Source organism: Cupriavidus sp. 21MJTG02-4 (assembly GCF_057798975.1).
On the sequence record NZ_JBYOJP010000012.1, the window covers coordinates 114,586 to 135,831 of the forward strand.

Annotated in this window: 23 protein-coding genes and 1 tRNA gene; 12 read left to right on the forward strand and 12 right to left on the reverse strand. The window is 66.7% G+C overall.

What is annotated here, in order from left to right:
• Positions 1–10: 10 nt before the first annotated feature.
• Complete coding sequence (dgcN, locus tag AC3FKH_RS22750; protein WP_488678029.1) at positions 11–1,294, reverse strand: diguanylate cyclase DgcN/YfiN; 1,284 nt, start codon at positions 1,292–1,294, stop codon at positions 11–13.
• Positions 1,291–1,806 carry a regulatory sequestration protein YfiR gene (gene yfiR / locus AC3FKH_RS22755; protein ID WP_488678030.1) on the reverse strand — a complete coding sequence of 172 codons (516 nt, stop codon included), beginning with the start codon at positions 1,804–1,806 and terminating at the stop codon, positions 1,291–1,293. Before yfiR ends, dgcN begins: the two co-directional genes overlap by 4 nt.
• 306 nt (positions 1,807–2,112) lie before the next feature.
• On the opposite strand from yfiR, the gene AC3FKH_RS22760 reads away from it, so the two are divergent.
• From AC3FKH_RS22760 to AC3FKH_RS22775, 4 genes are all read left to right on the forward strand, one after another.
• Complete coding sequence (locus tag AC3FKH_RS22760) at positions 2,113–2,574, forward strand: DUF4149 domain-containing protein (protein WP_488678031.1); 462 nt, start codon at positions 2,113–2,115, stop codon at positions 2,572–2,574.
• An 81-nt stretch (positions 2,575–2,655) separates the two neighbouring features.
• Positions 2,656–2,859 (forward strand): hypothetical protein, encoded by a 204-nt coding sequence (locus tag AC3FKH_RS22765; protein ID WP_483708604.1) that lies wholly within the window; start codon positions 2,656–2,658, stop codon positions 2,857–2,859.
• 120 nt (positions 2,860–2,979) lie between these two features.
• Positions 2,980–3,381: a YXWGXW repeat-containing protein gene (locus tag AC3FKH_RS22770; RefSeq protein ID WP_488678032.1), complete on the forward strand. Its 402-nt coding sequence runs from the start codon at positions 2,980–2,982 to the stop codon at positions 3,379–3,381.
• A gap of 139 nt (positions 3,382–3,520) precedes the next feature.
• Positions 3,521–3,748: a hypothetical protein gene (locus AC3FKH_RS22775; protein WP_483708602.1), complete on the forward strand. Its 228-nt coding sequence runs from the start codon at positions 3,521–3,523 to the stop codon at positions 3,746–3,748.
• Positions 3,749–3,789: 41 nt separating this feature from the next.
• Here AC3FKH_RS22775 and AC3FKH_RS22780 read toward each other — a convergent pair whose 3' ends face one another.
• From AC3FKH_RS22780 to glpK, 4 genes are all read right to left on the reverse strand, one after another.
• Positions 3,790–4,185: a hypothetical protein gene (locus tag AC3FKH_RS22780; protein ID WP_483731684.1), complete on the reverse strand. Its 396-nt coding sequence runs from the start codon at positions 4,183–4,185 to the stop codon at positions 3,790–3,792.
• Positions 4,186–4,263: 78 nt separating this feature from the next.
• Complete coding sequence (locus tag AC3FKH_RS22785) at positions 4,264–4,635, reverse strand: MliC family protein (protein ID WP_488678033.1); 372 nt, start codon at positions 4,633–4,635, stop codon at positions 4,264–4,266.
• 45 nt (positions 4,636–4,680) lie between these two features.
• Positions 4,681–6,285 (reverse strand): glycerol-3-phosphate dehydrogenase/oxidase, encoded by a 1,605-nt coding sequence (locus AC3FKH_RS22790; RefSeq protein ID WP_488678034.1) that lies wholly within the window; start codon positions 6,283–6,285, stop codon positions 4,681–4,683.
• Positions 6,286–6,321: 36 nt separating this feature from the next.
• Positions 6,322–7,869 carry a glycerol kinase GlpK gene (glpK, locus tag AC3FKH_RS22795; protein ID WP_488678035.1) on the reverse strand — a complete coding sequence of 516 codons (1,548 nt, stop codon included), beginning with the start codon at positions 7,867–7,869 and terminating at the stop codon, positions 6,322–6,324.
• A 38-nt stretch (positions 7,870–7,907) separates the two neighbouring features.
• On the opposite strand from glpK, the gene AC3FKH_RS22800 reads away from it, so the two are divergent.
• Together AC3FKH_RS22800 and purU are read left to right on the forward strand one after the other, a co-directional pair.
• A complete protein-coding gene (locus AC3FKH_RS22800; RefSeq protein ID WP_488678036.1) occupies positions 7,908–8,750 on the forward strand; it encodes an NUDIX hydrolase in 843 nt (280 codons plus the stop codon).
• A 69-nt stretch (positions 8,751–8,819) separates the two neighbouring features.
• A complete protein-coding gene (gene purU, locus AC3FKH_RS22805) occupies positions 8,820–9,686 on the forward strand; it encodes a formyltetrahydrofolate deformylase (protein ID WP_488678037.1) in 867 nt (288 codons plus the stop codon).
• 76 nt (positions 9,687–9,762) lie between these two features.
• On the opposite strand, the gene AC3FKH_RS22810 is transcribed toward purU, so the two are convergent.
• A complete protein-coding gene (locus tag AC3FKH_RS22810; RefSeq protein ID WP_488678038.1) occupies positions 9,763–10,533 on the reverse strand; it encodes a DeoR/GlpR family DNA-binding transcription regulator in 771 nt (256 codons plus the stop codon).
• Between the two features lie 158 nt (positions 10,534–10,691).
• On the opposite strand from AC3FKH_RS22810, the gene AC3FKH_RS22815 reads away from it, so the two are divergent.
• The 6 genes from AC3FKH_RS22815 to AC3FKH_RS22840 all read left to right on the forward strand — a co-directional run bounded on the left by AC3FKH_RS22815 (position 10,692) and on the right by AC3FKH_RS22840 (position 16,800).
• Entirely contained in the window at positions 10,692–11,813 is a 1,122-nt protein-coding gene (locus AC3FKH_RS22815) for an ABC transporter ATP-binding protein (protein WP_488678039.1), read from the forward strand.
• A gap of 1 nt (position 11,814) precedes the next feature.
• Entirely contained in the window at positions 11,815–12,933 is a 1,119-nt protein-coding gene (locus AC3FKH_RS22820; protein WP_488678040.1) for an ABC transporter ATP-binding protein, read from the forward strand.
• On the forward strand, positions 12,930–13,814 hold the full coding sequence (locus tag AC3FKH_RS22825; protein ID WP_488678041.1) for a carbohydrate ABC transporter permease: 885 nt from the start codon (positions 12,930–12,932) through the stop codon (positions 13,812–13,814). The genes AC3FKH_RS22820 and AC3FKH_RS22825 overlap by 4 nt, the downstream gene beginning before the upstream one ends.
• The gene (locus AC3FKH_RS22830; protein WP_488678043.1) at positions 13,807–14,628 is read left to right on the forward strand and encodes a carbohydrate ABC transporter permease; all 822 of its coding nucleotides are present in this window, start codon (positions 13,807–13,809) and stop codon (positions 14,626–14,628) included. Before AC3FKH_RS22825 ends, AC3FKH_RS22830 begins: the two co-directional genes overlap by 8 nt.
• Positions 14,629–14,652: 24 nt before the next feature.
• Entirely contained in the window at positions 14,653–14,961 is a 309-nt protein-coding gene (locus tag AC3FKH_RS22835) for a DUF2160 domain-containing protein (protein WP_488678044.1), read from the forward strand.
• A 123-nt stretch (positions 14,962–15,084) separates the two neighbouring features.
• Complete coding sequence (locus AC3FKH_RS22840) at positions 15,085–16,800, forward strand: ABC transporter substrate-binding protein (RefSeq protein ID WP_488678143.1); 1,716 nt, start codon at positions 15,085–15,087, stop codon at positions 16,798–16,800.
• A 50-nt stretch (positions 16,801–16,850) separates the two neighbouring features.
• On the opposite strand, the gene AC3FKH_RS22845 is transcribed toward AC3FKH_RS22840, so the two are convergent.
• The 5 genes from AC3FKH_RS22845 to rnhA form a co-directional block, all read right to left on the reverse strand.
• Entirely contained in the window at positions 16,851–18,824 is a 1,974-nt protein-coding gene (locus AC3FKH_RS22845; RefSeq protein ID WP_488678045.1) for a sensor domain-containing diguanylate cyclase, read from the reverse strand.
• Between the two features lie 207 nt (positions 18,825–19,031).
• Positions 19,032–19,610 (reverse strand): hypothetical protein, encoded by a 579-nt coding sequence (locus AC3FKH_RS22850; protein ID WP_488678046.1) that lies wholly within the window; start codon positions 19,608–19,610, stop codon positions 19,032–19,034.
• A 239-nt stretch (positions 19,611–19,849) separates the two neighbouring features.
• A tRNA-Val gene (locus AC3FKH_RS22855) sits at positions 19,850–19,924 on the reverse strand.
• Positions 19,925–20,044: 120 nt separating this feature from the next.
• The gene (gene dnaQ / locus AC3FKH_RS22860) at positions 20,045–20,755 is read right to left on the reverse strand and encodes a DNA polymerase III subunit epsilon (RefSeq protein ID WP_488678047.1); all 711 of its coding nucleotides are present in this window, start codon (positions 20,753–20,755) and stop codon (positions 20,045–20,047) included.
• Positions 20,756–20,786: 31 nt separating this feature from the next.
• The gene (gene rnhA, locus AC3FKH_RS22865) at positions 20,787–21,224 is read right to left on the reverse strand and encodes a ribonuclease HI (RefSeq protein WP_488678049.1); all 438 of its coding nucleotides are present in this window, start codon (positions 21,222–21,224) and stop codon (positions 20,787–20,789) included.
• Positions 21,225–21,246 lie beyond the last annotated feature (22 nt).

The window sequence follows — 21,246 nt, forward strand, 5'->3', positions numbered from 1 at the left end:
CAGGCCGGCGTCATCGCTGGTCCTGGCAGGCCTCCAGGCGTGGCTCGGCACTCTGCCAGCCTCCGCCAGATTGGCGCTTGGCACCGTACATGGCCGCGTCGGCCGCATGCAGCAGCCCCTGGCTGGCCTGCGCATGCACCGGGAATACTGCCATGCCAATGCTGAGCGAAGCCGTGATGCGGCTGCCATCGGGCAACAGGACGGGCTCGGGAACCCGTTGCAGGATCTGCTCCGCAATCTGGATCGCGTCTGCCGGCGCGCGCAAGGAAGTGGTCAGCACCGCGAACTCGTCGCCACCCAGCCGGGCGACGACATCGCCTTCGCGCACGCTGGCGCGGATGCGTTGCGCCAGCGCCACCAGCACGGCGTCGCCGGCAGCGTGGCCAAAGCGGTCATTGATACCCTTGAAGTCATCGCTGTCGAGGTAGAGCACCGCCGCATGGCCGGCGCTCGCTGCAGCCGCGCGCACGGCGAGTTCCAGCAGTTCTTCGAACGCGGACCGGTTGAGCAGGCCCGTCAGCGAGTCATGGCTGGCACGATGGGCGAGCGACCGGTTCTCGTGCTGCATCTGGTTTTGCCACGTTTGCAGTTCGTCGAGCAGGCCGTTGAAGTCATCGCCCAGCGCATTGAGTTCCTCGATGCGGGCAGGCGGCGTGCGCTGGGCAAAATCGCGCTCCGAACGTACGGCGTGGGCCACGCGCATCAGGTTGCGCAAGGGCTCGATGATTTGCACCAGCATGCGGCTCGACAGGTAGTGCGCGCTCACCGCCGTCAGCAGCAGGCAGGCGAGCAGGCCGAGCGCACCCTGCAGCAGGAAGTGCAGCAGGTTGGACGGATCGCCGGTTATGCGCAGCGTGCCGACCGGCTTGGCGTCATGCAGGATCCGCTGCTCGATCACGCCGGTGCCGAGCAATTCCCCGATCGCGTGGCGCAAGCCGTCACGGCGTTCGTGGCCCGCACGCTGCCAGTCCGCCAGGACGCGGTGGTCCGGATCGAGCACGGTGGCGCGGGATACGTCTTCGGATGCGGCGATCAGGGCCAGCGTCTCGCCGGTGGCAGCCTTGTCGTGGAAGACCACGGGTGCTTCGAGCGTATAGGCAATCGAACGCGCCACCAGCCGCAAGTTGTGGTCGGCATAGACCCGCAGTGCGGTCAGGCCCAGTGCCGTCAGCGAGAGCCCGGCCGTGCAGACCGCCAGCAGCGCCACGCCAAGATGGATGCGGCGCAGCGCGCCGTAGAGGGTAGGGCGTTGCCGGCCATTGGCAGCATCGGCAGGGCGCGATCCGGGCTTCATGACGATGCGCCCCTGCGCCGGCCCAGTTGCAGCACGGCTGGATGGACATGGACACCGCTGCGGCCGAGCGCATCGAGATTCACGCGGAACGACACCTGGCTCTCGCGGATATTCAGGCAGAACATGCTGCCGGTCTCGCACTCGAAGTCCTCTTCGCTGATCACCAGCACCGGGCGGCCCATCAGTTCCGCGGCGAGGCGCTGGCGCCGGACGTCAGTCATGGCGCCAAGATAGAGCGCGTCGCACTGGCTCGCGAGCGGGTCCGCCATGACATCGACCTCGCGCGGGCGCACCTGCCGTCCGTTGCCCAGGGTAGCGCCCTCAAGCAGGCGCGCCGGATACCGGCTGGCGTTGTCCACGCACAGGCGGATCGACTCTCGCTCCGCCGGCCAGCGCGCATAGCCGAGCAGGCTGAAGACCACGCGCGCCACCATGTCGACGCGTTGCGGGGCCGGCTGCGCGGTGACGCCCGGGGGCAGCACGGCGGGCACGATGGCAAGCACGGCGACCATCAGCGGCCGCAGGCAGTAACGAAGGAAGGTTGGGTTCCGCCTGGAGCGGATGGCTGGGGCGCGAGCCATGAGATGGGCGAGTGTGCGTATGGCCTGATCGGGTTGTCTGGGACGGCTCCCGTCTTCTGGTCTTGATCCGTCCGGGATGGAGGAGGGGGCGGTTCCCGGATTGCCAGAGGCAGTTATCGGCACGATCGCGGCAATCCTGAATCGCACGCCAGTCTTGCGGCAATCCCGTGCGCACAAATGCGCGTGACGCATAGAATGCAGGCTTTGGCGCGCAGCGCCCGCTCCCGCACAGCAAAGATGAACTTCCTGCCGATTCTCCTGTTCCTGCATGTGATGGCCGCCGTCGTCTGGGTGGGCGGCATGTTCTTCGCTTACCTGTGCCTGCGCCCGGTCGCCGCCCAGGTGCTGGAACCGCCGTCGCGATTGCGTCTCTGGCAAGGCGTTTTTGACCGCTTCTTCCGTTGGGTATGGCTGGCATTGGCGCTGATCCTGCTTAGCGGCGGTGCCATGATGGCCCAGGCCGGCATGGCTTCGGCCCCGCCGAACTGGCACCTGATGGCAGGCATCGGCGTGGTCATGGCGGCGATCTTCGTCTTTGTCTTTTTCGGCCCCTATCCGGTCTTGCGGCGTGCCGTGGAAGCCGGCGAATGGCCTGTCGCCGGCGCCGCGCTCAACCGGATCCGGCAGGCGGTCGGCATCAACCTGGTGCTGGGCCTGATCAATGTCGCGGTAGCCACGCTGGGGCGATTTTCCGGCTGATGGCGTGAGGCGCCACGGGCCCGGGGAACTGTTGGCCCGCTGTGCTAGTCTTTCCAGACACGCATTGCGAGGAGGTGGATCATGACGAGCGAGTCCCGTTCCGGCCTGAAGGCTTTCGTGCAGACCGCGCCCCAGGCGGGCCGCTATGTCTGGATCATTTCACTGGTCGACTTCAATGCCCAGCAGATCCGGCGCACCATTGTTTCCGACGATACGTTCACCACATCGGATGCGGCGCGCGTCGCAGGCGATGCCGAACTGAAGGCCATGGCGGCGGACCACTAGTCCACCACGCCGTCGTGCCGCGGCACGACGGCCGGCCTGTGCCCGGATACCCTTTCTTACAACGGGTGGACGCCCGTGGGCGTTAGACTTGAGTCACATCCACAAAAAGAAAGGGTTTCCATGACGAATCGTTTTCGCGTCCTGCCGCGCGCGGTCCTGCTTGCGGCCTTCATTTGCGGCGGACTGGCCGCTGGTTCCTCCGCGCAGGCCCAGGTCTCGGTCAACATTGCCATTGGCGTGCCGCCGCCGGCTCCGGTCTACGAGGTCGTGCCCGCGCCGCGTCCCGGCTATGTCTGGGCGCCGGGCTACTGGGACTGGGACGACCACCACCACAAGCATGCGTGGAAGCAGGGTCGCTGGGAACGCGAGCGCGCGGGCTACGTCTATGAGTCTCCGCGCTGGATCCAGTCTCGCGACGGCTGGGTGCTGGTGCCCGGACGCTGGGATGATCACCGCGGCAAGGGTAAGAAGGATAAGGGGTATCACTGCCCGCCGGGCCACGCCAAGAAGGGCGAGTGCTGAGCGAATGGCGGATGTCAGGCCTGGGCCACAGCCTTCACGATGAGAGCCGTGCGGGATGCCATGCTACGATCCCGCAACGGTAGTTCGACGCGACTGGGGGCCGTCAGGCCCGCCTGCAGCCGACACGGAGAGACGGACCATGGCAAAGCATGTTTTCACGCGTGCCCAGTATCTCGACATCCTCAATGACAGCCTGCGCAACCATCCGGGCTGGCGGCCCGGGATGGCCTTTGTATTCCTGCCGCCAGGCGCCGATGCCAGCCAGGCAACGGCCGTCGGATGCACGGGCCCGCTCGAGGCCATCCCGGTGTATGCGGAAATCCAGCGCGTGGCGGCGGACCTCATCGAAGTGAGGGAAGGGCGCTAGCGCGGCGCGGGCCGCAGTCCAGACCGCGCTGCGCGCGGGCCTTACTCTTCGTCGTCGTCCTCGTCTTCCTCGTCGCCGAGGAATTCGCGGCGCAACATCCAGTTGGCGATCGCTTCGTCGCAGATCTTCTTGAACTTCTGGCGGTCCGGCATCTTGTCGAACATCGCGAAGTTGACCAGCGCCATGCCCGCATCGGTGATGTAGAACATGCGGCGCGGATCGTCAGGGTGGACGATGCGTCCGTCGATTCCGCCTTCGTCACTGTCGGCCGGCATGTCTTCGAGTTCGACCACGCGGCACGTGAAGCGCGGGGTGCGCGTATGGGTCAGGTACTCGAACTCGTCGTGCAGGACTTCTCCGCCCCGCCCGGCGGCGATCGCGAAGCCCCAGATGAAGCGCGGCATGGGCAGGTCGGACAGTTCTTCAAGTTCGTCCATGGTGTTCTCCGTATTGCAATGGCCCGCATTATCGCCCGGATTTTCGCTGCCTCATATGGCCGGCGATGACAGGCCACGCTATCGCACGGCGCGGCAGCCGCCCAGCATGGGCGGATTGGCGTCCGTCTGCATCAGGTCGCGCAATGTGCCCTCGTCACCCTTGGTCCACCATTCATAGCGTCCGCCCACATAGCGCGCGCCGGAGCCGCTGAGCACGCTCACGGCCAGCACGGGCTTGCCCTCCAGCCGCAGGATGGCCGCCTGGTTGTCGGTGCTGTTGAAGTAGCGCACGGTCAGCGGCTTGCCGCCGTCGCACTGGTAGCGCACGGTGCGGACCTCGGGAAAGCGCACGCTGTCGATGCCTGGGGCGCCGGCAGCATAGACGCCCGCGCTGGCGCACGCGGCCAGCAAAAGAGCGGGAAGGGCAAGTCGTGTCGGGCGGTGAGTCATTCGTGGTCCGGTCAGGAATGGAGCATTGGGGCAGCGGCCGCCGGTTCAGGCGAGCATGTAAGCGGCGGCGAGCTTGCGAAAGTTCGCCACTTCGCCGGCCTGCCAGGCCTCGTCGTGGCCCAGCTCTTCGGCCAGGATCGCCGCCACGCGCGGCGCGGCGTCCACGGCAGCGCGGGCATCCAGGAAGAGCGCCCGGTTGCGCCGGGCCAGCACATCCTCGACACGCCGCGCCAGTTCATGGCGCGCGGCAAAGCGCACGTGGGCTTCGGTCAGCCCTGCCGTGGGCGCCAAAAAATTCTCATAACCGGGCAGGGCCCGCAATGCCGGCAACTCGTTGCCATAGTAACGGTCCGGCGAGACCGAGTTGGGCGCCGGCAGGTCCGCGGGCAGGCCGCTGGCGCCATGCAGGGCAAGCTCGGCCGTCACGCAAGGCGCGGCGCGCAGCATCTGGCGCTGGATGGCCGTCTCGATGACATCTTCGGCCATCTTGCGATAGGTGGTCCATTTTCCGCCGGTGACCGTGATCAGCCCGGCGCGCGACACCACGATGGTGTGCTCGCGCGACAGCGAAGCGGTCGAGGCCTCTCCGGTCGCCTTGACCAGCGGCCGCAGTCCGGCCCAGACACTGGTGACATCGGCCCGGCCCGGGTCCCGCGCCAGGTAGCGCGAGGCGGTATCGAGGATGAAGTCGACATCGTCGGCGCTGGCATCTGGCTCCAGCGGCAGGTCCTTGCGCGGCGTGTCGGTGGTGCCGACGATCGTGTGCCCGTTCCACGGCACCACGAACAGCACGCGGCCATCATCGGTCTTGGGGATCAGGACGGCGCGGTCGCCGGGCAGGAAGGCGCGCGGCAGCGTCAGGTGCACGCCCTGGCTGGGCGCGACCATGGTGCGCGCGTGGCCGTCTTCCATCTGGCGGATGGCGTCCACCCAGACGCCCGTGGCGTTGATCACGCAGTCGGCGCGCAGGCGGAAGGTGGCATCGCCGAGCGCATCGCGCACGGTCACGCCGTTGACGACGCCGCCTTGCTGCGACAGGCCGGTCACCGGCAGGTAGTTGATGGCGGTGCCGCCCACGTCGAACAGCGTGCGCATCAGCGCAATGGCCAGGCGGGCGTCGTCGAACTGGCCGTCGAAGTACAGGTTGCCGCCGCGCAGCGGGCGCCCGCCCACGTGCTCGGCCAGCGCCGGCGCGGCGTCCAGCACCTCGCGGTGGTTCAGCCAGCGGCTGCCGTCCAGGTTCAGGCTGCCGGCCAGCATGTCATAGAGCTTCAGGCCGATGCCGTAGAACGGCTGGTCGAACAGCTGGTAGGCCGGCACGACAAAGCCCAGCGGCCAGACCAGGTGCGGCGCGTTGCGGGCCAGCAGCCCGCGCTCATGCAGCGCTTCGCGCACCAGGCTGATATTGCCCTGCGCCAGGTAGCGCACACCGCCGTGCACGAGCTTGGTGGCCTTGCTCGACGTGCCCTTGGCGAAGTCGGCGGCTTCGACCAGCAACGTGCGGTACCCGCGCGACGCCGCGTCGACGGCCGTGCCGAGGCCGGTTGCGCCGCCGCCAATGACGATCACATCCCAGCGCGGCTCCCGTTCCAGGCTCGCAAGCAGGGCGGCGCGGGACGGCGGCTGGATCGGGGTCGGGACTTTCTGCATGACGCGTTCGGGTTGGGTTGGGGCCTGGCGTGGCAATCAGGATGTCGCGGCGCCAGCGGCTTCGTCGTCTTCGCGCGCCCAGTCGCGGGCGCGTTCCACGGCGCGGTGCCAGCGGGCCAGCCGGTGCGCGCGCGCATCACCGGACAGGTTCGGCTCGAACCGTTGCTGCACCTGCCATTGCGTCGCGATCTCCCCGGCATCGCTCCAGTATCCGGTGGCCAGCCCGGCCAGGTAGGCGGCGCCGAGTGCCGTGGTTTCCGTGACGCGCGGACGCACCACGGTCGTGCCAAGCAGGTCGGCCTGCATCTGCATCAGCAGGTCGCTGCGCGAGGCGCCGCCGTCCACGCGCAGTTCGGCCAGCGAGAGTCCGGCATCCTTCTGCATGGCGTCGAGCACGTCGACGCTTTGCAGCGCGATCGATTCCAGCGCGGCGCGTGCAATCTGCGCGCGGCCGGTGCCGCGGGTCATGCCGACCAGCGTGCCGCGCGCGAACGCATCCCAGTGCGGCGCGCCCAGCCCGGCAAAGGCCGGCACCAGCACCACGCCGCCGGTGTCATCGCACTGCCGCGCCAGCGGCTCGACCTCGGGCGCGCTCTCGATGATCTTCAGGCCGTCGCGCAGCCACTGGATGGTGGCGCCGCCCATGAAGACGCCGCCCTCCAGGCAGTACTGGGTCTGGTCGCCGATCTGCCAGCCGATCGTCGTCAGCAGCCGGTTGCGCGATACCACGGGCTGGTCGCCGGTGTTCATCAGCAGGAAGCAGCCCGTGCCATAGGTGTTCTTGGCCATGCCCGGCGACAGGCAGGCCTGGCCGAAGGTGGCCGCCTGCTGGTCGCCCGCGATGCCGGCAATGGGCACCTCCAGGCCGAACAGGCGCGGCACCGTGCGGGCCACTTCGCCACTGGACGGCACCACCTCGGGAAGCACCGCGTGCGGGATGTCGAGCAGCGCCAGCAGCGCGTCGTCCCATTGGAAGGTGTGGATGTTGAACAGCATCGTGCGCGATGCGTTGGACACGTCGGTCACGTGGCGGGCGCCATCCGTGAGTTGCCAGATCAGCCAGCTGTCCACGGTGCCGAAGGCCAGTTCGCCCCGCTGCGCGCGTTCGCGTGCGCCCGGGATGTTGTCGAGCATCCAGCGCAGCTTGGTGCCCGAGAAGTAGGCGTCGATGACCAGCCCGGTCTTCTCGCGGATCATCCGTTCATGGCCGGCGTCCAACAGCGCCTCGCACATCTGGGCGGTGCGGCGGTCCTGCCAGACCAGCGCGCGGCCCATTGGTTCGCCGGTCTTGCGGTCCCACAGCACCGTGGTCTCGCGCTGGTTGGTGATGCCGACGGCGCGCAACTGCGAAGCCGAGATGCCGGAGTCGTTCAGGACCTCATGCGCGACCGCGAGCTGCGATTGCCAGATTTCATACGGGTCGTGCTCGACGTGGCCGGGATGTGGGTAATATTGGCGGAATTCGCGCTGGGCCAGCCGTACCACGCTGCCGGTTTGGTCGAACAGGATGGCGCGCGAACTGCTGGTGCCCTGGTCGAGCGCCAGTACGAACTGCCGCCCGGCCTGCGTGGTCTGCTGGTTCATGCCTTTCGTCCCTGAAATACCTCAACTTGCGTCTGCCGATGCCTACCGACACCCTTGCCGCCATCGACGCGTCCATTGCCGCGCGCAGCCCGTTCGACCGCACCACCAAGCTGCGCCTGATGATGTCCGGGCAGCAGGTCGGCTGGCTGCCGCGTGCCCATGCCGACATCCTGCGCGGCATGGGCTGCGTGCTGGGGCCGGAGGAGGACACGCCCGTCGGTTGCGCCGTCGACCTGTTGCCGGGCCGTGGCGACTTCACGGTACGCAGCGCCGCGCTCGAGGCGCTGGCCCGGCAACTGGCCGATGCCGGCCATGTGCGGGGCTGGCGCAACGAGCTGTTCGCCGTGACACCGGCGCTCGATGCCCCGGCGCTGGCCGTGATCGAGCGCGCGGCGGCGCGCTTCCTTGGGCTGCTCACGTTCGCCTCGCACATGAACGGCGTGATCCGCGGCGAGCCGACTTTCTGGATATCGCGCCGCAGCCAGGACAAGGCGGTCGACCCCGGCTTGTGGGACAACCTCGTGGCCGGCGGCATGCCGCATGGCAGCGACCCCCTGGCCACGCTGGTGCGCGAATGCGAGGAAGAATCGGGCATCCCGGCCGCGCTGGCCCGTGGCGCGCAGGCCCACGGCCACATCGAAGTGCTGCGCGAGATCCCCGAAGGCGTGCAGTGGGAACACGTCTATGCCTATGACCTGGAACTGCCCGCCGACTTCATCCCGCACAACCAGGACGGCGAGGTGGCCGAACACCGCCGCATCGATCCCGCCGCATTGCTTGCTATCATGTCGGCCGGCACCATGACGGTCGATGCGACGCTGGTGACGCTGGATGCCCTCCGCCGGCGCGGCTGGCTGCCATCCGCGGGCGATTCCGCCTGACGCCGGGCCCCCGGCCCCGCCTGCGCCCTCGCGGCCCCGTGCCGCACGCACCCGACAGAACAATTCACGATGAGCAACACCGGATTCATTCTTACTCTTTCGTGCCCGGACCAGCCGGGCATCGTCCATTCCGTATCGGGCCTGCTGTTCCAGAACGGCTGCAATATCGTCGATTCCGACCAGTACGGCGATGAATTCACCGGCCGCTTTTTCATGCGCGTGCATTTCACCCCGCCGGCCGGCGGCCCGGGGCTGGACACGCTGAAGGCCGCTTTCGCGCCGGTGGGCGATCAGTTCGGCATGCAGTGGGAGCTGAACGACGCGGGCGCCAAGCCGCGCGTGATGATCATGGTGTCGAAGATCGGCCACTGCCTGAACGACCTGCTGTTCCGCGCCAAGGTGGGCGGCTTGCCGGTCGAGATCGCGGCCATCGTGTCGAACCACCGCGACTTCTACCAGCTGGCGGCGTCCTACGACGTGCCGTTCTTCCACCTGCCGCTGATGAACGCGTCGGCCGAGCAGAAGGCCGCGCAGGAAGGCCGCGTGTTCGAAGTCGTGCGCGACCAGAACATCGACCTGGTGGTGCTGGCGCGCTACATGCAGGTGCTGTCCGACGACCTGTGCCGCAAGCTGGCCGGCCGTGCCATCAATATCCACCACTCGTTCCTGCCGAGCTTCAAGGGCGCCAAGCCGTATTACCAGGCCCATGACCGCGGCGTGAAGCTGATCGGCGCGACCGCGCACTACGTGACGGCCGACCTCGACGAAGGCCCGATCATCGAGCAGGAAATCGCGCGCGTGGACCACAGCATGGATCCGGAACAGCTGACGTCGGTCGGCCGCGACGTGGAATGCGTGGCGCTCGCGCGCGCGGTCAAGTGGCATGCCGAACACCGCATCCTGCTGAACGGCCACAAGACCGTCGTCTTCAAGTAATTCCCGCAGCTTGCCGCCGGCGTGCTTCGCGCCGGCCGGCGGGCGGACACCGTCGCGCGCCGCCGTGGCGGCTGCTTCAGTCCTGGTCCGCCACCACACAGTTCACTCCGCTGTCCGCGACGATCTGCCCGAACGGGACCGCCAGCGGCTGGTCGGTGAACAGCCTGTCCACCTGCGACAGATGCGCCAGTTCCACCATGGCCTGGCGATGGAACTTGCTGGCGTCCGCCGCCAGCCACACTTCGCGCGCGTGCTCCATGATCGTCCGCGCCACCTTGACCTCGCGGAAATCGTAGTCGCGCAAGGTACCGTCGGCCTCGATCCCCGAGATGCCGATCAGCCCGATATCCACCTTGAACTGGCGGATGAACTCCACCGTGGCTTCGCCGACGATGCCGCGGTCGCGTGAGCGCAGCACGCCACCGGCCACGATGACTTCGCAGTCGGGGTTGTCGGCCAGGATGCCGGCCACGTTCAGGTTGTTGGTGATCACGCGCAGGCCGCGGTGATGCATCAGCGCGCGGGCAATCTCCTCGACCGTGGTGCCGATGTTCAGGATCAGCGAGCAGCCTTCAGGCACTGCCTTGGCCACCGCGCGCGCGATGCGTATCTTGCCTTCGGCGTTGAGTACCTGCCGCTGCCGGTAGCCGATGTTCTCCGTGGTCGATCCCTCGACCCGCACCCCGCCGTGGAAGCGGGCCAGCATGCCGCTCTCAGCCAGCAGGTTGACGTCGCGCCGTACGGTTTGGAGCGTCACGCCGAACTTGCGCGCAAGCGCGTCGATCGAGGCAAAGCCCTGGTTGCGGACTTCATCGAGCAGGGCGGTCTGGCGCGGATTCAGAGTCATGTCCGGAATTCTAGTTCAATCACAAACGAAAACAAATGATGCGCTGCACTATTGTTTTATGTTCGTTCATTTACTAAAACGAGCATAAGGCCAAGTCCCGTGCGCGTGCGGCGCGCGAATTCCTATGATGCAAAGGGCATTTCGAACATGGAGCTCGGATGCAGCTGAGTCTCGAGGGCATTGCGCAGCAGGCGGGCTCGGAAGTCTGCCTGTATCCGATGTCGCTGTCGCCCGCTGCGGGCGCAGTGACGGTGCTGCTTGGCGCCACGCAGGCCGGCAAGACTTCGCTGATGCGCGTCATGGCCGGCCTGGACCGGCCCAGCGCGGGCCGCGTACTGGTGGATGGCGCCGACATGACCGGCGTGCCGGTGCGCGAGCGCAATGTCTCGATGGTGTACCAGCAGTTCATCAACTATCCGTCGCTGCGGGTGTTCGACAACATCGCGTCGCCGTTGCGGCTGCGGCGGCAGGCGGATCGCCATGACATCGCCGCGCGCGTGCGGTCGCTGGCTGCCCGGCTCCATATCGATCATCTGCTTGACCGCTACCCGTCCGAACTGTCGGGTGGCCAGCAGCAGCGCGTGGCGCTGGCGCGCGCGCTGGCCAAGGGCGCGCCGCTGATGCTGCTGGACGAGCCGCTCGTCAACTTGGACTACAAGCTGCGCGAGGAACTGCGCGAAGAACTGACCCATCTGTTCGCACAGGGCGATGCCACCGTGGTCTACGCCACCACCGAGCCTGCCGAGGCACTGCTGCTCGGCGGTTACACCGCCGTGCTCGATGCCGGCGAACTGCTGCAGTACGGCCCGACGCCGGACGTCTTCCACTATCCCGATTCACTGCGCGTGGCGCGCGCCTTCAGCGACCCGCCCATGAACCTGGTCGAAGGCACGCTGCAGGGCGGCTGGGTCACGCTGTCGGACGACATCTCGGTGCCCGTGCCCGAAGCCGGCCGTTACGGCGGCCCCGTTACCGTCGGCGTGCGCGCGGCGGCGCTGCGCCTGGAAGGTTTGCCGGGATCGGTTCCGGTGCCGGGCCGCGTGGCGCTGGCGGAGCTGTCCGGCTCCGATACGTTCGTGCACGCCGACACGCCCGTGGGCAACCTGGTCGCGCAGTTCGCCGGCGTATTCGACCTGCGGCTGGGCGCGCCCCTGATGCTGCATCTCGTACCGGAGCAACTCTACGTGTTCGATGAGGAGGGCCGGCGCCTCTGTGCGCCGAGGCGGCCTGAGGGCCTGGCGGCCGACGTCCTGCCACCCGGTGCGGCAGCAAGGGGCTGACATGGCGCGTATCGACCTGGACCTCGCCCATGCCTACGTCGCCAACCCGCAATCCGACGAGGACTACGCGCTGCTGCCACTCCGGTTCAGCTTCGAGGACGGCGGGGCCTACGCGCTGCTGGGGCCGTCCGGCTGCGGCAAGACGACCTTGCTGAACTGCATATCGGGCCTGTTGCGCCCGTCGCAGGGCCGCATCGTGTTCGACGGCCGCGATGTGACCGCCGACTCGCCGCAGGCGCGCAATATCGCGCAGGTGTTCCAGTTCCCGGTGATCTACGACACCATGACCGTCGGCGAGAACCTGGCCTTCCCGCTGCGCAACCGCGGCGTGTCGCCCGCGCAGGTGCGCGAACGGGTAGGGCGCGTGGCGGAGATGCTGGACTTGTCGGGCTCGCTGGACCGGCGCGCGAGCGGGCTGGCGGCCGACGCCAAGCAGAAGATCTCCCTGGGCCGCGGACTGGTGCGGCAGGACGTGTCGGCGATCCTGTTCGACGAGCCGCTGACGGTGATCGATCCGCAGCTCAAATGGCAGTTGCGGCGCAAGCTCAAGGAGATCCATCACGAGTTCCGGCTGACGCTGATCTACGTGACCCATGACCAGACCGAGGCGCTGACCTTTGCCGACCAGGTGGTGGTGATGTCGCGCGGCAAGGCCGTGCAGGTCGGGCCCGCCGACGCGCTGTTCGAGCGGCCCGCGCATACCTTTGTCGGGCACTTCATCGGTTCGCCGGGCATGAACTTCCTGCCGGCGAACTGGCGCGACGGTGCTGTCGACATGGCGGGGCGCCGCTATATGCCGGCCTTGCCCGAGGCGGTGGCCGGCGCGTTGCAGGACGCCGGCAGTTTCCGCGTCGGCGTGCGGCCCGAGTACCTGCGACTGGCCGGCAACGCCGATACACAGGCGGTGCCGGTGCGCGTGGAACGCGCGCAGGACATCGGCACCTACTGGCTGGTGACCGGCTCCGTGCAGGAAGCGGGCGGGCAGGTTGGCACGCTGCGCGCGCGCCTCGGGCCGGAAGCCGCGGCGCTGCGGCCCGGCGATACGGCGTGGCTGTCCGTCTTTAATCCTCACACCTGCTACTACGTGAATGAAGTGCTGGTGCCATGGAGCCAGCCATGAAGCCGATCAACCAGAAAGCGTGGCTGCTGGTGTTGCCGGTGGTGCTGTGCGTGGCGTTCTCGGCCATCCTGCCGCTGATGACGATCGTCAACTACTCGGTGCAGGACATCATCTCCCCCGAGCGGCGCGTGTTCGTGGGCACGGAGTGGTTCCGCACCGTGCTGCGCGATGGCGAACTGCATGATGCGCTGCTGCGCCAGCTTGGTTTCTCGCTGGCGGTGCTGGCGGTGGAGATCCCGCTGGGCATCCTGCTGGCGCTGTCGATGCCCGCGAAGGGCTGGAAAGCATCGGCCGTGTTGGTCATCATCGCGCTGTCGCTGCTGATCCCATGGAACGTGGTGGGCACGATCTGGCAGATCTTCGGGCGCACCGACATCGGCCTGCTCGGCGCCGCGCTCGATGCCATGGGGTTTGACTACAACTACACCGGCAGCGCCTTCGATGCCTGGATGACGGTGCTGGTCATGGATGTCTGGCACTGGACCCCGCTGGTGGCGCTGCTCTGCTATGCCGGGTTGCGCGCCATCCCCGACGCCTACTACCAGGCCGCGCAGATCGACGGCGCGAGCCGCTTCGCCGTGTTCCGCTACATCCAGCTGCCGAAGCTGCGCGGCGTGCTGATGATTGCCGTGCTGCTGCGCTTCATGGACAGCTTCATGATCTACACCGAGCCGTTCGTGCTGACCGGCGGCGGCCCGGGCAACGCCACCACGTTCCTGTCGCAGTACCTGACGCAGAAAGCGGTCGGCCAGTTCGACCTGGGCCCGGCCGCGGCCTTCTCGATCGTCTATTTCCTGATCATCCTGCTCATGTGCTTCATCCTCTATAACTGGATGCAGCGCGCGGGCACCGCCGGCAGCGAGGACATGCCCCATGGCTGATACCCGCCACCGCGCCACGGCGTGGCGCACCACGTTCCTGCTGCTTTACCTGCTGTTCGCCATCCTGCCGATCTACTGGATGGTGAACATGTCGTTCAAGACCAACGAGGAGATCCTCTCCACGCTGTCGCTGTGGCCCGCGCAATTCACGCTGGAGCATTACCGGACCATCTTCACCGATGCCTCGTGGTACTCGGGCTATATCAATTCGCTGATCTACGTCGCCATGAACACCGTGATCGCGATCACGGTCGCGCTGCCCGCGGCGTACGCGTTTTCGCGCTACCAGTTCATCGGCGACAAGCATGTCTTCTTCTGGTTGCTGACCAACCGCATGACGCCGCCGGCGGTGTTCCTGCTGCCGTTCTTCCAGCTCTACAGCACCATCGGGCTGATGGACACGCACCTTGGCGTGGCGCTCGCGCACCTGGTCTTCAACGTGCCGCTGGCAGTGTGGATCCTGGAGGGCTTCATGTCGGGCGTGCCGCGCGAGATCGACGAGACCGCCTACGTGGACGGCTATTCGTTCCCGCGCTTCTTCCTGACCATCTTCCTGCCGCTGATCAAGGCCGGCGTGGGCGTGGCCGCGTTCTTCTGCTTCATGTTCAGCTGGGTGGAACTGTTGCTGGCGCGCACGCTGACCTCGGTCAACGCCAAGCCGATCGTGGCCACCATGACGCGCACGGTATCGGCGTCGGGCATGGACTGGGGCGTGCTGGCCGCGGCCGGCGTGCTGACCATCGTGCCGGGCGGCATCGTGATCTGGTTCGTGCGCCACTACATCGCGAAGGGCTTCGCGATGGGCCGCGTCTAGCCACCGATCCATGAGGAGATCGCCATGCTGAGCTGGATGGTCTGGACCACGCCGGTGGCCGTGTTCTTTGCCTGTATCGTCGTCATGCTGTTGGCCATGACGGCATGGGAGGTCCGCTCGCCGGCGGTACTGCGCAAGGGCTTCCTGCCGATTGCCACCACGCGCGGCGACCGCCTGTTTATCGGCCTCATGTGCGCCGCATGGATCAACCTGGCGTGGGTGGGACTTGGCGAAAGCATGATGCAGTGGTTTTCGCTGGCCGAGGAACCCTCCATCTGGATCAGCTTCGGGCTGTCGATGCTAGCGCTGCTGCTGGTCATGCGCAAGGGCTGAGGGCCGGCCCGCATCACGATTCGTGGGACATGCGGCTTGACCCTTCCCCGGGGCCGCGCTCGGACAGCAAACGGGGAGGGGACTTTCGAGGAGACACCGATGAACGTGCACGTGAAGTCAGGAATGACGGTCCTAGCCTGCGCGGCCGCGCTGGCATGCGGCCACGCCCGGGCTGGCGAGGCCGAGGCGAAGAAGTGGATCGACAGCGAGTTCCAGCCATCGTCGCTGTCCAAGGACAAGCAGCAGGCCGAGATGAAGTGGTTCATCGATGCGGCCGCCAAGCTCAAGGCCAAGGGCGTCACGCAGATCAACGTGGTGTCGGAAACCATCACCACGCACGAGTACGAGTCCAAGACGCTGGCCAGGGCGTTCGAGGAAATCACCGGCATCAAGGTGAACCACGACATCATCCAGGAAGGGGACGTGGTCGAGAAGCTGCAGACTTCGATGCAGTCGGGCAAGTCCATCTACGACGGATGGATCTCCGATTCCGACCTGATCGGCACCCACTACCGCTACGGCGCCATCCTGCCGCTGTCGGACTATATGGCCGGCGCCGGCAAGGAATGGACCAATCCCGGCCTGGACGTGAAGGACTTCATCGGCACCAAGTTCACCACCGCGCCGGACGGCAAGCTGTACCAGTTGCCCGACCAGCAGTTCGCCAACCTGTACTGGTTCCGCGCCGACTGGTTCGCGCGCAAGGACCTGCAGGACAAGTTCAAGGCCAAGTACGGCTATGACCTGGGCGTGCCGACCAACTGGTCCGCGTACGAGGACATTGCCAACTTCTTTACCAACGATGTGAAGGAGTTGGACGGCAAGAAGGTGTACGGGCACATGGACTACGGCAAGAAGGACCCGTCGCTCGGCTGGCGCTTTACCGACGCGTGGCTGTCCATGGCGGGCACGGCCGACAAGGGCCTGCCGAACGGCATGCCGGTCGATGAGTGGGGCATCCGCGTGGCCGAGGATAAGTGCACGCCGGTGGGCGCGTCGGTGTCGCGCGGCGGCGCGACCAACAGCCCGGCGGCGGTCTATGCACTGACCAAGTACATCGACTGGATGAAGAAGTTCGCGCCGCCGCAGGCCATGGGCATGACTTTCTCGGAAGCGGGCCCGGTGCCGGCGCAGGGGCAGGTCGCGCAGCAGGTGTTCTGGTACACGGCCTTTACCGCCGACATGACCAAGAAGGGCCTGCCCGTCGTGAATGCCGACGGCTCGCCGAAATGGCGCATGGCGCCGTCGCCGTATGGTCCGTACTGGAAGCAGGGCATGCAGAACGGCTACCAGGACGTGGGTTCGTGGACCTTCTTCAAGAACACCGATCCCAACCGGCTGGCCGCGGCATGGCTCTATGCGCAGTTCGTGACGGCCAAGACGGTGTCGCTGAAGAAGTCGCTGGTCGGCCTGACGTTCATCCGCGACAGTGACATCCATCACGACTACCTGACCCAGAACGCGGCCAGGTACGGCGGGCTGATCGAGTTCTACCGCAGCCCGGCGCGCGTGGCGTGGACGCCGACCGGCACCAACGTGCCCGACTATCCGAAGCTCGCGCAGCTCTGGTGGAAGAACGTGGCCACGGCGGTGACGGGCGAGAAGACGCCGCAAGCCGCCATGGACAACCTGGCCGAAGAGATGGACCAGGTCATGGGCCGCCTGCAGCGCGCGGGCATGAGCCATTGCGCGCCCAAGCTCAACACCAGGAGCGAGCCGTCGAAGTGGCTGTCCGGCGAGCACGCGCCGTGGAAGAAGCTCGACAACGAGAAGCCGAAGGGCGAGACCATCGCCTACGACAAGCTGCTGCAAGCGTGGAAGGAAGGGCGCGTGCGCTGATGGCTTGTAGCGGGGTCTGCGGGCACTTGGCAGGCCCCGGCGGACCTTCGCTACGCGGGCGTGTCAGCCAGCGGGGCCGCATAGCGCGCCTTGCCGTGGCGCTTGGCTTCATAAAGCGCCATGTCGGCCCGCATGAACAGTTCGCTGACGGACATGCCTTGTCCGGGCCGGTGAATGGCAGAGCCGACGCTGACGGTGGCGGCATGCGCCTGCCCATCGATGACGAGCGGTGCCAGCGCCGTCTGCACGATGGCGTTGGCGATTCGCTCGACCGCGCGGATATCGTTGACGTTCTCCAGGATCACCGCGAATTCGTCACCGCCAATGCGGGCGACGGCGTCCTCCTTACGCACGCTGCCGGTCAGGCTCTGGGCAAATGCAATCAGGAGACGGTCGCCGATGGCGTGCCCGTAGCCATCGTTGACGGCCTTGAAGTCATCCAGGTCGACAAGCAGCAGCGCTGCCGCCCGCCCGCCGGTGTCGGCGCGTGCCAGCGCTTCGGCAAAACGCCGGTCGAAGCCCTTGCGGTTGAGCAGGCCGGTCAGGTGGTCGGAGATGGTCTGCGCTTCCAGGCTGCGCAGCTTCTGGCGCTCGCTCGTGACATTGCGCGCGAACAGGTGCAGCCCGTGGATGGTGTCTTGCGCGTCGTTCCAGGCCGGCTGGCAGGTGACCTGCATGCATTCCGATCCGTCCGGACTTTCGCGCGTGAACTTCACCGCCTTGCCGGCAAAGGCCTGCTCCAGGTACGGGCGCGAGGCCAGGTAGGCCTGGGTGCCCCACAGCTCGCGCAGCGACAGGCCGATGATTTGCTGCGCCGGCAGCCCGAAATGGCGCGCATAGGCCTGGTTGACGAAAACAAAGCGCTCGTTCATGTCGACGAACGAGACAAAGTCCGGCACATGGTTGGCAATCGCCTCGATGCGCTTCTCGCTCTCGGCGGCGTGGTCCTTGGCAGCCTTTAATGCCGCTTCACGCTCGGAAAGCTGGTGCATGACATCGGCGAACGTCGCGGACAGTTCGCCGATCTCGTCGTCGCGGCCGACCGGCAGTTCCGAGGCGGCCGCGGGGTTGGCGGCGACGCGGCGCACCGCGCGGTGCAGCCGCTGCAGCGGCGCGAGCAGCCACACCATCACCAGCCACATCAACGCGGCTGCGACCGCGAGCGACGCCGCGGCGATGGCAAGCACGCGGCGGCGCGCCTCGATCAGCGGGGCGTAGGCCTCGGTGGCCGGCAGCACTGCCACCAGTTCCCAGCCATTGGATTCCAGCAGATAGCGCGCAATGACCGGCTGGCGCGGGCGGATGGGCTCCCAGAACGTTTCGGGCTGCTCGGCGCCGCAGTTCTCGCCGACGGCCCTGGCCGGGGTCAGCAGTTTCGCCGCATCCCGATGCATGGCGTAGCGCGGCTTGGGACCGGCGGAAACCAGGCAGAAGGTGCCGGTGATACCAACCGGGCTGCGCGCCAGTTCCTGCAGGAAATTGTTCAGCGACAGGTTGATGACGCCGCCGACCACCGCGCGCAACTCGCCTTCAGGCCCGCGCAGCGGAACGGCCAGTACCACGCCGGGCGCCTTGGTCAGTTTGCCCTGCAGCAAGTCGGACGCCGCCAGCGGGGCGCCGTTGGCGATCGCGCGGAAATAGTCGCGGTCGCCCAGGTTCATGTGTACGCCGTCCGGCACCGCTGTACTGAAAATCAAATCGCCGGTAGGGCCAGCCACGAACACGGCGTTGAACATGACTGACAGGTCGGGCATCTGCCTGGCGATGCGCTTGAGTTCGGCGGGGCGATTGCCCAGCGCAGGCGCGAACTGGTGGGCCATGTGGCGCAGGATGGTGGCCCGGTTCTCGAACTTCTCGTCGAGCTCCTCCGCGACCAGCCTGACCATGACGTCCTGATGGCTCTGCTGCAGCGCCTTCAGGCCGTCGTAAGCGTAGTACTGCGAAGCGAGGGCCCGCAGCACGATGATCAACGTAACCACCATGGCGGTTGCCACCGCCATCCGCAGTTTTATTGAGTGACGCATGATGTGTTCGTTCTTCTGCGCACTGACCCGTTTCCGGTCCCAGGGATATGGATTGACGACCCCGCCCTTTTGTACGGAACCAGGCGCAGCGTAGCAGATGTCGTCATCATCGCGATGGACCCCGACGGATGCGGTAGGGCATTGTGGGGCTTGCTGCACTCTGCCGGCGCAATGGTGGCAACTGCGCGACGGTATTCTCGGCGACGGTCACCAGCGCGCGCCGACCGGCCACTGGCGGATGCGCAGGATGACCCGGTCGCCGAGCCGGACCACCAGCTCCAGCAGCGCGGGCTCGCGCCGGCGCGTGATGCCGGCGGTATAGCGAACGGTGGCTTCGTCGCCGCTCTCCGGCGCATCACGGCAGCCGCATCGGATCGCGAGCCTCAGGATATGCAAAGGCACGAAGCACTCGGCCTGCTGCATGTCCGCCAAGGCCTCCATGGAGAAATGCAGCGGCAGGCGGGACAGGCGGATGAAACGCTCGCGCAGCTTGCCGCATGTGCGTGCATCGAGCGCGGCGCCTTCGGCATGGAAGCCGGCGCGCGTCATGCCCTGGGCCGCTGGCTGCCAGAGGGCGCCAACGGCGAGGTGGGGCAGGGCGGGCCGAACCGGACTGGCTTCCAATGATTCGTCGATCGCCACGAAGCTGCCCAGCAGGTCGTAGGTCAAGGCCGTGCGGCCAAAGGTACGGTGGTAGCCGGTGATGCAGTCGAGGTCTTCGTCATAGACGGGCCTGGCGTCGCGCGGCACGCGTACCGGGCGGACTTCGAACCATCCGGGTGACACGGGGGAATGCCCAGACCAGGTAAATGCCGCTTGCATGGCGGGCGGTTGGGAAAGAGGGTGGGGTGAAGCGTGCGGCATGAACCCGCTCCTGCTGGATGTTGGAGCTGACTACCGTATCGGCGCGGCGATCATGCCGGAATGAGACGGTGCCGTTTAATCGGAACGGGGGTGTTGCGGGAGAACGGGTAGGGGAAGAGCAGAAATGAAAAAAGCCAGCACAAGGCTGGCTTTCCTGAATCTGGTGGGTGGTACAGGGATTGAACCTGTGACCCCTGCCGTGTGAAGGCAGTGCTCTACCGCTGAGCTAACCACCCCAGGCTGCGTCGCTACCGCGTTGACTTTCGTTGTGCAGCTGAGAAACGAGATTATGCAGACCTTCTTGTATCTTGTAAAGCCCTTGCGTCAGTTTTTTTCTGAGGCGGGGGGCGGGGCACTTACGCCGTAACGGCTTCCTGCCAGACGGTCTTGCCGCCGCTCGCCTTGTCCAGCTGCTTGAGCACGCCGATATGCGCGGTCGTTTCTTCTTCGCTGGCGCGCAATACGGGCAGGACCAGGTGCGAGAGGTCCGAATCCGCGACGGAGCCATCCGCGGATTCCGTGCCGTCCAGCATGTCGATGACCAGGGAGTTCTGGCCGCGCGTCATGGCCAGGTAGACCTCGGCCAGCAGCTCCGCATCGAGCAAGGCGCCGTGCAGTGTGCGGTGCGCGTTGCTCACGCCGAGCCGGTCGCACAGGGCATCGAGCGAATTGCGCTTGCCGGGGAACATCTGGCGCGCTTCGAGCAGGGTATCGATCACGCTGGCGGCGTGGCCCCGGAACGGCGGCAGCCCCAGCAGGCGGAACTCCATGTCCAGGAAGCCAAGGTCGAACTGGGCGTTGTGGATGATCAGCTCGGCGTCCTGCACGAAGTCGCGGACCTCGTTGACGATCTCCGCGAACTTCGGCTTGTCGGCCAGGAAGTCGATGGTGATGCCGTGGACGGCCACGGCGCCTTCGTCGATATCGCGCTCGGGATTGACGTAGAAGTGCAGGTGGCGGCCCGTGAGCCGCCGGTTGACCAGTTCGACACACCCGATTTCAATCAGGCGGTCGCCGCTGGCGGCATTCAGGCCGGTGGTTTCGGTGTCGAGAACGATTTGTCGCATGGCGGGCATTCTAGCGGAGCGGCGGACCGGCTCAGGCGTTCAGCGATTCGACGCCGCGATTGGCCAGCGCGTCGGCGCGCTCGTTGCCCGGGTGGCCATTGTGTCCGCGTACCCAGTGCCAGCTGATCTGGTGCGGCTGCACCAGATCATCGAGGACCTGCCACAGGTCGGCGTTCTTCACCGGCTTCTTGTCGGCGGTTTTCCAGCCGCGCGCCTTCCAGCCGGGCAGCCATTCGCTGATGCCCTTCTGCACGTATTGCGAGTCGGTGTACACGCGCACGATGCAAGGGCGCTTGAGCGCGCGCAGCGCTTCGATGACCGCGGTCATCTCCATGCGGTTGTTGGTGGTGTTGGGCTCGCCGCCAAACAGTTCTTTCTCGCTGGTGCCGGCCACCAGCACAGCGCCCCAGCCGCCACGGCCGGGATTGCCCTTGCAGGCGCCATCGGAATAAATCGTAACTTCTTGCATGTGTCGTTCGTCAGGGCAGCCC